The sequence below is a fragment of the Aequorivita sediminis genome (assembly GCF_032080575.2).
GTDB lineage: Bacteria > Bacteroidota > Bacteroidia > Flavobacteriales > Flavobacteriaceae > Aequorivita > Aequorivita sediminis.
In genome coordinates this window covers 461,092-472,823 of record NZ_JAVLSO020000003.1, presented here as the reverse complement: position 1 = coordinate 472,823, position 11,732 = coordinate 461,092, and the positions used below count along the sequence as shown (strand labels likewise).

At 35.8% G+C, this 11,732-nt stretch carries 10 protein-coding genes; 5 read left to right on the top strand and 5 right to left on the bottom strand.

Annotated elements, in window-relative coordinates:
- Positions 1–193: 193 nt before the first annotated feature.
- Positions 194–1,960, top strand: a complete 1,767-nt coding sequence (locus tag RT250_RS08260) for an ABC transporter ATP-binding protein (RefSeq protein ID WP_313113847.1) — start codon at positions 194–196, stop codon at positions 1,958–1,960.
- Positions 1,961–2,463: 503 nt separating this feature from the next.
- Here the strand turns inward: RT250_RS08260 and RT250_RS08255 are convergent.
- The 3 genes from RT250_RS08255 to uvrA form a co-directional block, all read right to left on the bottom strand.
- Positions 2,464–2,634 (bottom strand): hypothetical protein, encoded by a 171-nt coding sequence (locus RT250_RS08255; RefSeq protein WP_313113845.1) that lies wholly within the window; start codon positions 2,632–2,634, stop codon positions 2,464–2,466.
- A gap of 98 nt (positions 2,635–2,732) precedes the next feature.
- Positions 2,733–4,007 (bottom strand): hypothetical protein, encoded by a 1,275-nt coding sequence (locus RT250_RS08250; RefSeq protein ID WP_313113843.1) that lies wholly within the window; start codon positions 4,005–4,007, stop codon positions 2,733–2,735.
- Positions 4,008–4,335: 328 nt separating this feature from the next.
- Positions 4,336–7,107: an excinuclease ABC subunit UvrA gene (gene uvrA / locus RT250_RS08245; protein WP_313113841.1), complete on the bottom strand. Its 2,772-nt coding sequence runs from the start codon at positions 7,105–7,107 to the stop codon at positions 4,336–4,338.
- Positions 7,108–7,373: 266 nt separating this feature from the next.
- Between uvrA and RT250_RS08240 the strand changes: the two genes are divergently transcribed.
- Positions 7,374–7,958, top strand: coding sequence for an RNA polymerase sigma factor (locus RT250_RS08240; protein WP_313113921.1), 585 nt, complete (start codon positions 7,374–7,376; stop codon positions 7,956–7,958).
- 59 nt (positions 7,959–8,017) lie between these two features.
- A complete protein-coding gene (locus RT250_RS08235; RefSeq protein ID WP_165148262.1) occupies positions 8,018–8,170 on the top strand; it encodes a hypothetical protein in 153 nt (50 codons plus the stop codon).
- Between the two features lie 105 nt (positions 8,171–8,275).
- Here the strand turns inward: RT250_RS08235 and RT250_RS08230 are convergent, their stop codons facing one another.
- The gene (locus RT250_RS08230; protein ID WP_313113839.1) at positions 8,276–8,935 is read right to left on the bottom strand and encodes an endonuclease III domain-containing protein; all 660 of its coding nucleotides are present in this window, start codon (positions 8,933–8,935) and stop codon (positions 8,276–8,278) included.
- 30 nt (positions 8,936–8,965) lie between these two features.
- Between RT250_RS08230 and bcp the strand changes: the two genes are divergently transcribed.
- The gene (gene bcp, locus RT250_RS08225) at positions 8,966–9,421 is read left to right on the top strand and encodes a thioredoxin-dependent thiol peroxidase (protein WP_313113836.1); all 456 of its coding nucleotides are present in this window, start codon (positions 8,966–8,968) and stop codon (positions 9,419–9,421) included.
- Here bcp and RT250_RS08220 read toward each other — a convergent pair.
- Entirely contained in the window at positions 9,418–10,872 is a 1,455-nt protein-coding gene (locus tag RT250_RS08220; protein ID WP_313113834.1) for a TonB-dependent receptor, read from the bottom strand. The genes bcp and RT250_RS08220 overlap by 4 nt on opposite strands.
- Before the next feature lie 79 nt (positions 10,873–10,951).
- Here RT250_RS08220 and RT250_RS08215 point away from each other — a divergent pair, with 79 nt between their 5' ends.
- Positions 10,952–11,728, top strand: coding sequence for an MBL fold metallo-hydrolase (locus RT250_RS08215; protein WP_313113832.1), 777 nt, complete (start codon positions 10,952–10,954; stop codon positions 11,726–11,728).
- Positions 11,729–11,732: the final 4 nt, after the last annotated feature.

Below are 11,732 nucleotides of genomic sequence, written 5' to 3'. Positions count from 1 at the left end.
TGATTTATCTTTCAATTCCCCCAAAACCAACAAAACTTTATCTTGGTCTAATACATCCAAAAGCCCTAAATTTGCAAGTCGCATAAAATTTAATATTTAAGCGAGGTATTTAAATCCAAATTAGCGTATTACAAACGGTATATAGCTTAAGACTTCAACCGTTAATTTTTTAAATGAATCAAGTAACTAACTAGTGTCAGAAAACAAAGGCAACGCATTCGATTTTAAGCTCTTTAAACGATTAATGAGCTTTACTAAACCTTACCGAGGCATCTTTATATTTGTGGCATTTGCTGCAATTGTTATGTCTGGTTTGGCAGTGCTGCGTCCTTATCTTTTAAAACTCGCCATAGACGATTCGATAGTACCAAAAGATAGCGAAGGCTTTATGACCTACGTTATTCTTATGCTAGTGGTGCTAATTTTGGAAGTGGTGTTTCAATTTGCCTTTATCTTTTACACCAACTGGCTCGGACAAAGTGTTATCCGGGATATGCGACAAAAGCTTTTCCGATTAATGACCAGCTTTAAAATGCAGTACTTCGATAAAAGTGCGGTGGGAAGACTTACTACTCGCGCGGTAAACGACGTTGAAACCATAAGTAGTATTTTTAGTGAAGGCTTGTTTATGATAATTAGCGACTTATTAAAAATGCTAGTTATTGCAGGGTTTATGCTTACACAAAGTTGGCGATTATCGCTAATCGTGTTTATTGTATTACCATTTATAATGTATGCTACTCGCGTCTTCCAAAAGGCGATGAAAGTAGCTTTTGAAGATGTTCGTAATCAAGTAGCCAATTTAAATTCTTTTGTTCAAGAGCGAATTACAGGGATGAAAATTGTACAAATTTTCACTCGGGAAAAAACAGAATACGAACGCTTTCAGGAAATTAATAAAAAACATCGAAAGGCGTGGATTCGTACCGTGTGGTATAACTCAATATTTTTCCCTATTGCGGAAATGGCAGGTGCAATTGCCACGGGTCTTGTAGTTTGGTATGGAGGCCTAAATGTTATTGGCGGCGGAGCTGTAACCCTCGGTATTATAACGGCATTTATTCAGTATGCCGAAATGCTTTTTAGACCGCTGAGGCAAATTGCCGATAAATTCAATACCCTACAAATGGGAATGGTTGCTGCCAACCGCGTTTTTGGAATACTAGATACTAGGTCGCATATTGAAGATAATGGAACAATAGACTACACCAATACCAAAGGTGAAATAGAATTTGTAGATGTACATTTTGGGTATATTGAAGGGGAAGAGGTGATAAAAGGAATTTCATTTAAGGCAAATCCAGGGGATACTGTTGCCATAGTTGGAGCCACAGGAGCAGGAAAATCTACGATTATCAATTTGCTGAATCGTTTTTACGAAATAAATAGCGGCGTGATTAAAATTGATAATATCGATATAAAGGAGTACACTTTAGTTTCTTTTACGAGTCAGATAGCGGTTGTACTTCAGGATGTATTTCTATTTGCTGATACTATATACAACAATATTACGCTCAACAATCCAAATATCACAGAGGATGAGGTTATAGCTGCCGCCAAAGAAATCGGGGTACATAAGTTTATAGAAAGCTTGCCTGGTGGCTATCACTACAATGTAAAGGAACGCGGAAGTATGCTTTCTTCGGGGCAACGACAGTTGATTTCGTTTTTACGGGCTTATGTAAGTAAGCCAAGTATTTTGGTGCTGGATGAAGCCACTTCATCTGTGGACACCTATTCTGAAGAGCTGATTCAAACAGCCACCGATAAAATAACAAAAGATCGGACTTCTATTGTAATCGCTCACCGACTAGCGACAATTAAAAAAGCCGATAAAATTATCGTTATGGATGCTGGTAAAATTGTAGAAGAAGGCACCCACCACGAACTCCTAGAAAATGAAAATGGATTTTATAGAAACCTATACGAAGTCCAATTTGCCGAAGGAGGAAATCCGTAGTTGATTGTTGTTAGTGTAAAGATTCCAGTTCCAAATTCCAAATTTCAAACTCAAAATTCCAAAAGCAGAGTTATTAAAAGACTTGAGATTTGAGACTTGAGACGTGAGATTTGAGACGTGAGATTTGAGACGTGAGATTTGAGATGCTAGACTAAAGTCTCGATTCTAATTTCTTGTCTTTTATCTCTTGTCTCTTGTCTCTTGTCTCTTGGCTCTTGGTTCTAACTTCTAACTTCCAACCTCCACCTTCCACCTTTTAACACCCAAAGCATAATTAATAAAGATTTGAGACTTGAGATTTGAGATGCTAGACTAAAGTATCGATTCTAATTTCTTGTCTCTTATCTCTTGTCTCTTGGCTCTTGGCTCTTGTCTCTTGTCTCTTGTCTCTTGGTTCTAACTTCCAACTTCCAACTTCCAACTTCCACTTTCCAACTTCCACTTTCCAACTTCCAACAGCATAATTAATAAAAGATTTGAGATGTGAGATGTGAGACGCTAGACTAAAGTATCGATTCTAATTTCTTGTCTCTTATCTCTTGTCTCTTGGCTCTTGGCTCTTGTCTCTTATCTCTTGTCTCTTGGCTCTTGTCTCTTGTCTCTTGTCTCTTGGCTCTTGGCTCTTGGTTCCAACTTCCAACTTCCAAAAGCATAATTCCGAATTCTGAATCCATAATTCTAAATTATTTAAATCTGAATTCAAAAAGTCAACCCCCCGAGTTTCACATAATGTGAATCACGAGGGGTTAACAAACCAACCAAAAAACTATTTTTATCCTCTTCCTCTAGATCCTTTAGAATTAGATTCTCTTGAAGAACTTCTTCTTGAGGTATTTGCTTTTGTTCTGCTAGGAGCAGGTGCACTAGATTTTTTTACTGAAGTACTACGGCTTATTGTGGTGCGCGTAGGAGCTTGAGATTTATTTCTAGTTACTGTTCTATTACTTTTATTTGTTGAAACATTTCTAGTTTGTGTTTTAACTGTACTTTTTCTATTCTGTGAAATTGTTGTAGCTCTACTAGTGTTACTTCTAGTACTCTTTACAGTTCTAGGAGTATTTCTTTGCTCTACGCTTCCTGTTCTAGTGTTCGAGCTCTTAATAGGGGTGTTATTGTTTGTACGCTTTAAAACACTTTTCTTGTTGCGATTACTGTTTGCGTTTACGTTACTATTTCTAACGTTTCTATCAGTTTTTACAGCGCCTCTACTAGAAGTACTTACGTTTCTTGTAACGGTGTTGCTTCTGGTATTTGAACGTACAGGGTTGTTTGATCTATCGTTATTTCTAACCGAGTTTTTAACTCTAGTATTGTTAGAAATCATAGTGTTTTCTCTACTTGGGTTGAAGTCTTTATTAATAGACGCTCTTCCTCTTTTATCATACACTCGGCTTCCTGGACGATAAAAATCTCTACGGCCGTTGTGGTATGCTACTTTATCTCTCTTTTTGTAATACACTATATGTTCGTGGTAGCTATATCGCACAGGTGTGTAGTATCTTCTATAAGGTCTGTCGTAAACTACACAGTGTGTATAGAGTGGTCTAGCATAATAAACATGCCACGGACGGTAAACGTAATATCTATTGTAAGGGTTAATATATCCACTTACATGTGAAAAATGACCGTAGTGATTATATATAACGCGTAAGCCACCTACACGTACTAAACGTCGGTTATTATATCGAATATCAACATTTCCAGCTTGACTAATACGACCATATTCGTCGTAATAAATAGGTACATTTACTACCTGAATTACCGCTCCATAATCGTCGTATTGAACATAGGCGTCATAATTATATCCTGAATTGAAACTTATATTAACGTTTCTTGAGGAAATGGTTACGTTAGAACCTTTTTGAGGTCCGATATAAACGAAGTCGAATTGCCCATCTGGGAAGACAGAAAATTCTACATCGCCTTCTACGAAGATGTATGCGTTGCCGTCATAATTTCTTCTAATATTGTTTTCACTTTCTGGCGATGCTGCAGTAGCAGATAATCCCATAAAAAGTATGCTGAAGATAAGTGCTAAGTTTTTCATAAGGTTAAGATTTAAAGGTTTGTACTTCTCTAAGTTCTTTGGTAGTTCGGTACGATTAAGGTTGTTCAACGACCGTGCCAAAGTATCAAAGTGTTGATTATCAGGCGCGGGTTTGTTAGAGAGGAGAACAGAGAGTAGAGAGTAGAGAGTAGAGAGTAGAGAGTAGAGAACAGAGAGTAGAGAAATTTGAAATAGAGTGGGTTGGAGGTGAAACATTAAAAAACCCGCTGAAATGTATTGTCATTTGCAACGGGTTTTAAAAACTAACCAACCAAAAACTAAAAGTTTCTGTTAGTTTAATTTCAAATAGTATGCCAAATATATGTGATTATAGCTTCTCTTTTAAATATGCAGCTGTAAAGGATTTTTTACTTTTTACCACTTCTTCTGGAGTGCCTTTGGCAACAATGTTACCTCCATTTTCTCCTCCTTCTGGGCCGAGATCTACAATATAATCGGCGCATTTAATTAGGTCTTGATTGTGTTCTACAACAATTACTGTATGTCCTTTTTCTAATAAAGCATAAAAAGAAGCGAGTAGCTTTTTAATATCGTGGAAATGCAGTCCGGTGGTAGGTTCGTCAAATATAAATACAGTTTTTTCTTTTGAAGTTCCTTTAACTAAGAATGAAGCGAGTTTAATACGTTGTGCTTCTCCACCAGAAAGGGTAGAAGAGCTTTGTCCTAATTGTACGTATCCAAGTCCAACATCTTGTAGGGGCTGTAGTTTTGCAGCAATTTTTGACTGTGCGTGTTTGCCAAAAAAAGTTACAGCATCATCAACTGTCATACTTAGAATGTCATCTATATTTTTATCTTGAAAGGTAACCTCTAAGACTTCTTTTTTAAAGCGCTTGCCGTTACAGGTATCACATACCAAATGTACATCGGCCATAAACTGCATTTCTACAGTAACTTCTCCTTCACCTTTACACGTTTCACATCGTCCACCATCTACATTAAATGAGAAGTGTTTAGGTTTGAACCCGCGTATATCCGATAGTTTTTGTGAGGCGAATAAATTTCGAATATCATCGTACGCCTTAATATAGGTAACGGGATTACTTCTACTTGAGCGACCAATTGGGTTCTGGTCGATAAATTCAATACTTTTAATGGTATTAAAATCTCCAGTAATTTCTGAAAACTGGCCTGGTTTTTCACCATAACCACCAATTTTACGCAGTAGGGCAGGGTAGAGTATCTTTTTAACCAAGGTACTTTTTCCACTTCCAGAAACACCAGTTACCGCTGTAAAAACATTGAGCATAAAGGTGATATCGATGTTTTTTAAATTGTTCTGCCTAGCGCCAGCAATAGAAATTTTATTTTTTGAAGTCCGACGTTTTTTCGGAACTTCAATCTCCATTTCGCCATTGAGATATTTTGCTGTAAGGGAATCAGACTTTAAAATCTCCTCATAATTTCCTTGGGCCACTACCTCACCTCCATACGTTCCCGCTTCAGGACCAATATCTATAATCTGATCGGCGGCTTTCATGATATCTTCATCGTGTTCTACAACAATCACAGTATTTCCTAAATCGCGTAAGGCTTTCAACACTACAATAAGTCTTTCTGTATCCTTTGGATGTAGCCCGATACTAGGTTCGTCTAATATATACATAGAACCTACCAAGCTGCTTCCTAGAGATGTAGCGAGGTTTATTCGTTGCGACTCTCCACCAGAAAGTGTATTCGATTTACGATTAAGCGTTAAATAGCCTAAACCAACATCTCTTAAAAAACTTATGCGATTATTAATTTCTAGCAATAAACGCTTTCCTACTTTAGCATCGTATTCTGAAAGTTCAAGGTTTTTAAAGAAATCCGCAAGTTTATCAAGCGGTAGTTCAACTAACTCTTGAATGGAGGTTTTGTTGATTTTTATATAGCTTGCTTCAGGACGAAGTCTTTTTCCGTTACAAGTTGCACATTTCGTCTTTCCTCGATAACGCGATAACATCACACGATTTTGAATTTTATAACTCTTCGATTCTAAAAATGAAAAGAACGAGTTTAAGCCTTCAAAATGTTTATTCCCTTTCCAAACCAATTGTTTTTGTTCCTCAGTAAGTTGAAACCAAGGTTTGTGAATAGGAAAATCGAATTTATAGGCGCTATTTACTAACTGATCGCGGTACCAACTCATACTTTCACCACGCCAAGGGAAAATAGCATTTTCATATACAGAAAGAGCGGTATTTGGAATTACTAAATCTTCATCCACCCCAATTACATCGCCATACCCTTCACAAACGGGACAGGCGCCGTAAGGATTGTTAAAGCTAAACAAATGAGCGTTGGGCTCCATAAACGACATTCCATCGGCTTCAAAACGATTGTTAAATTCAGTGATTTTTTTTGAAGAAAGTTCTTCAATATACAATTCACCTTTTCCTTCAAAAAAGGCTATTTCAACTGCATCGGCCAGACGGTTGTAAAAATCTTCTTCATTTTTTGTAATAACGCGGTCTACAACAACATCAATTTTCTTTGGAAACGATTTCAACTCATCTATGCGTATTACTTCATCTTTAACCTTTACACGAGCGTATCCTTGTTGTGCTAAGGCTTGGATTTTATTTTCCATGGTTCGCCCTTCTTCAAGATGAATAGGAGCGAGGAGCAATAATTTTTCCCCTTCCGAAAAAGTTTTGATAAATTTAATAACATCTGAAGTAGTGTCTTTTTTTACTTCTCTTCCTGAAATTGGAGAAATTGTTTTTCCAATTCGCGTATAAAGTAATTTCAGATAATCATAGATCTCGGTGGACGTACCTACGGTAGATCTTGGATTTGTTGAATTTACTTTTTGTTCAATAGCAATGGCAGGAGAAATACCTTTAATAGAATCAACTTTTGGCTTGTCTAGTCTTCCTAAAAACTGACGCGCATAACTCGAAAGGCTTTCTACATAGCGGCGTTGCCCTTCGGCGTAAAGCGTGTCGAATGCCAAACTGGACTTGCCACTTCCAGAAAGTCCAGTAATAACTACTAATTTATTACGAGGTATAGCAACAGTTATATTTTTTAGATTGTGAAGCTTTGCGCCTTGAATAAGGATATTGTTCTTAGTATCTACAGTTTCTCTTTTCAATGTAATATCTTTCTTTATTATTCCCACTTGTAATCAGGATTGCAAAGATACTATATAGGTTTGAGCAACACACTTTTGCCGATATTATTATTTATTATGGAAAATTTTAAGCAATTTTTTGCTTTTGTGAAGTGAATGTTGTTATATTTACGCTTTACAACGTCTTAATTATAAATTATTGCCTATAGCTGACCTTTACTTTTAACAAATAAACATTTTATTAAACAACGAAATTATTGTTGTTTATTTATTTAGTAAGTATTGGTATGGAGCAACAAACGAACACTGATGCGTTTTTGGTAAGCGCTTATATTAAGGGTAATGAATCTGCACTTGGCGAATTAATAATGCGCCACAAACAAAGAATTTACAGTTTTATTTATTCCAAAGTCTATGATAGAGATATATCTGAAGATATATTTCAGGACACTTTTATTAAGGTTATTAAAACCCTTAAAAAAGGTGGGTATAATGAAGAAGGAAAATTCCTTCCATGGGTGATGCGTATAGCACATAACTTGGTGATAGATCATTTCAGAAAAAGCAATCGCATGCCTAAATTCGAGAATAATAATGATTTTAATATTTTTTCTGTTTTAAGTGATAATTCTTTAAATGCTGAAAAACAAATCATTAAAGGACAAGTAGAAGATGATGTCCGAAGATTAATAGAAGAACTTCCTGAAGATCAAAGAGAAGTTTTGGTTATGCGAATGTATAAAGACATGAGCTTTAAGGAAATTAGCGAGCAAACGGGTGTTAGCATCAATACCGCCTTGGGAAGAATGCGATATGCGCTAATAAATTTAAGGAAAGTAATTGATAAACATAATATTATATTAACCAATTGATACAATAATATGATTTTTGTTGCGTTATTTGGGAATAAACCACTAAACAACAAGAATCTATGCAAAAATTTTACTCTAAAATATCACGTGTGGACGACGTGAATAAAAATCTCGTTCCAAAAGAAGAAACTATAAAATTTCTTCTGGATTATTCGATGGCTTTAAGTGTTATAGATTACCAAAACAAGAAGTTTGAAGCACTTCTTAACTAAACTTTGGAAAAGCCCTGAAACAAAAGTTTCAGGGTTTTTTTATATTTTAACATGTCCCACTACTTCATAATTGCTTAAAATATAAACTGAAAGACAGTTTAGTAATTACTTCTTTTTCTTTTTCCAGTACTCATTAATTACCGATTTTCTACCAACTGTTTTTGTGATGATATCTTTCTCTAAGTCCCATCCGCGAGCAGGGGAGTATTGCCTGCCATACCAAATCATTTGAAGGTGAAGTTTATTCCATAAATCCTTAGGAAATAATCGCTTTGCGTCTTTTTCGGTTTGCACTACATTTTTCCCGTTAGAAAAACCCCAACGATACATTAGTCTGTGTATATGCGTGTCTACTGGGAAGGCAGGAATATTAAAAGCTTGGCTCACAACAACACTAGCTGTTTTATGACCAACGGCTGGAAACGTTTTTAAGGTTTCCAAATCATTTGGAACCACCCCGTTGTAATTTTCAATCAATATCTGAGATAGACCGTGTATTCCTTTTGATTTCATAGGAGATAGCCCTACGGGCTTAATTATATCTCTTATTTCTTCAACAGAGAGTTTAACCATATCGTACGGATTATCGGCAACTTCAAACAGCAAAGGTGTGATTTGATTAACTCGTACATCTGTACTTTGCGCCGATAGCAGTACCGCGATTAATAATGTGTATGGGTCCTTGTGATCTAGCGGTACAGGTATTTGTGGGTAAAGGGTGTTTAACGTATCTATAACGAATTCAACCTTTTCTTTCTTTGTCATTTTAAGTACTTTTATACAAAAATAAGGATAATGAAAACATTACAAGCCGGCGATAAGGCGCCAAATTTTAAAGTTAACGATCAAAGTGGAAATCCTATATCGTCAGAGGATTATAAAGGTAAAAAATGGGTGGTTTTTTTCTATCCAAAAGCTAGTACACCTGGTTGTACGGCAGAGGTTTGCAATTTACGAGATAATTATCAAACGTTACAAGATCAAGGTTATGAGCTTTTAGGAGTAAGCGCCGATAGTGAAAAGCGACAAACAAATTTTAAAGAAAAATACAAACTGCCATTCCCATTGTTAGCCGATGAAAATAAAGAGGTGCTTAATGGATTTGGAGTTTGGGGTCCGAAAAAGTTTATGGGGAGAGAATACGATGGTATTCACCGTAAAACTTTTATCATTAATGAAGAAGGTATAATAGAGCGCGTAATCGATAAAGTAAAAACTAAAGATCACGCAGCTCAAATTCTAGAAGATTAATCTTTTATTTCTTCGGGATGGGGATTATAGTTAAATAATCTCTTTTTCTTAATAGTTTCAGAGACACCGGCTGGTAACATTTCTTCCCAGCCGTCTTTGTTTTCTTCAATCATCTGTAATACTTCTCTTGAAAAAATATCCATGTGTTCTGGATTGTAATCTTTAATGTCTACAACTTTTCCATTGTATTTAAAGAATTTGTACAACTCTTTCATTCGTGGATGAACTTTTAGGTTTTCACTATTTATATATTCCCCAGTTTCAGCATCTTTCATTGGGTATAAATAAACCTTAAGGTCCTTAAAGAATAATTTTCCAAAAGCTTCAAGAATTCCCCCGCTTAAATGACGATAGTATTTTTCATCAAAAATATCGATCAAATTACTTACACCCATCGCTAGACCCATTCGCAATTTGGTGTAACGCGCAAAATATTCAACCAACTTGTAGTATTCCTGAAAGTTTGAAATCATTACTGTATGGCCTAACGAACAAAGTAGTTTTGCTCTATCCATAAAGTCTTCTTCATCAATCTCTCCATCAGCGCGTAAATTAGAAAGTGTGATTTCGAAAATCACCTCTGTCTTATTCTTATCTACTCTGTTTTCATTTAAAAACATTTCATAAGAATGCTTAAACATATCGATGTTTACTTTGGTAACAGGTCTAAAACTTCCACGTAAGGCTAGAATATTCTTTTTATAGAGGATTTTAGCGGGTAACACGTTGTATCCACTAGCATCAAACATAACAGCATCGGTCATTCCATTTTTAATAAGCTGCAGACTCATTAACCTATTATCTACATTTTCAAAACGCGGACCGTAAAAGTTAATGGTATCTATTTCAATTTTATCTTGATCGATGTGGTCGTATAAATAACGTAAAAGTTTATTAGGCTCATCGTATTTATAATATGCACCGTAAATTAGGTTTACTCCAAGTTTGCCTAATGTTACTTGTTGCAATTGCGCATCATTTTCGTGGAAACGAATATGAAGTGTAATTTCATTATAAGGTTCGGTAGGGTCTATTTGAAATCGAAGCCCTACCCAACCGTGGCCTTTATATTTTTTGGCAAAATCTATAGTTGCAACAGTGTTAGCAAAAGCAAAGAAAAGTCTATTGGGATGTTTTACACGGTCGATTCGTTCCTCAATAAGATCGAATTCGTGTGTAAGCATTTTTTGCAGTCTAGACTCTGTAACGTATCTACCGTCTTCCTCAACACCATAAATAGCATCGCTAAAATCTTTGTCGTATGCCGACATTGTTTTAGCTACAGTTCCCGAGGCTCCTCCAGCTCTAAAAAAGTTTCGAACAGTTTCTTGTCCAGCACCAATTTCAGCAAAAGTGCCATAAATATTTTCGTTAAGGTTAATTCTTAAAGCTTTGCTTCTAATGGATGGTATGTTCTCAAACTCCTTATCTCCTAGTATGGATTCCGGCATAGTATGTTCTATTAATTCTTATTAACAAAGGTAGCAAATACAATAGGTAAACAAAAAAAATACTATTATTTTTGCGGGAATGAAATCTACAATCACGGTTACATTTTTAGGAACGGGAACATCTCAGGGAATCCCAGTAATTGGGAGTAAACACGAGGTTTGTTTAAGTAAAGATCCCAGGGATAAACGCTTAAGAGTTTCTGCGTTACTATCTTGGGATGATTATAATTTTGTAATTGATTGTGGCCCCGATTTTAGATATCAAATGCTACGAGAAAATGTTTCTAAAGTTGATGGCATCCTCATTACGCACGAACACAGTGACCATACTGCAGGTTTAGACGATATTCGGCCTTTTAACTTTAGACAAGGTACTATGCCTTTCTATGCAGCTAAGCGTGTGTTTAAGTCTCTTCGGGAACGATTTGCATATATTTTTGCCATTGAAAATAAATATCCAGGTGCTCCAAGTATTGAAGCAATTGAAATAGATAAGAATACACCTTTTACCATAGGAGGGAAAAAAGTCATTCCTATTGAAGCGATGCACGATAAGCTTCCAGTATTAGGATTTCGCGTTGAAGATTTTACATATTTAACCGATGTAAAAACGATATCTGACGAAGAAATTGAAAAAGTAATGGGAACAAAGGTGTTGGTAGTAAACGCATTGCGTGAAGAGCCTCACTATTCCCATTTCAATGTAACAGAAGCACTAGAGTTTGTTGAAAAAGTAAAACCAGAAAAAACATATTTTACACATATCAGTCATATAATGGGTTTTCATGAAGAAGTAGAAAAAAAGCTTCCTAAAAACGTTCATTTGGCTTACGATACACTAAAGATTAATATATAATTAT

Excerpts from the sequence above, each read along its gene's own strand:
- RT250_RS08255 (WP_313113845.1), bottom strand. The coding sequence starts at position 2,634 with ATGGATTCAGAATTCGGAATTATGCTTTTGGAAGTTGGAAGTTGGAAC.
- RT250_RS08250 (WP_313113843.1), bottom strand. The coding sequence starts at position 4,007 with ATGAAAAACTTAGCACTTATCTTCAGCATACTTTTTATGGGATTATCT.
- RT250_RS08240 (WP_313113921.1), top strand. The coding sequence starts at position 7,374 with ATGGAGCAACAAACGAACACTGATGCGTTTTTGGTAAGCGCTTATATT.
- RT250_RS08235 (WP_165148262.1), top strand. The coding sequence starts at position 8,018 with ATGCAAAAATTTTACTCTAAAATATCACGTGTGGACGACGTGAATAAA.
- RT250_RS08230 (WP_313113839.1), bottom strand. The coding sequence starts at position 8,935 with ATGACAAAGAAAGAAAAGGTTGAATTCGTTATAGATACGTTAAACACC.
- bcp (WP_313113836.1), top strand. The coding sequence starts at position 8,966 with ATGAAAACATTACAAGCCGGCGATAAGGCGCCAAATTTTAAAGTTAAC.
- RT250_RS08220 (WP_313113834.1), bottom strand. The coding sequence starts at position 10,872 with ATGCCGGAATCCATACTAGGAGATAAGGAGTTTGAGAACATACCATCC.
- RT250_RS08215 (WP_313113832.1), top strand. The coding sequence starts at position 10,952 with ATGAAATCTACAATCACGGTTACATTTTTAGGAACGGGAACATCTCAG.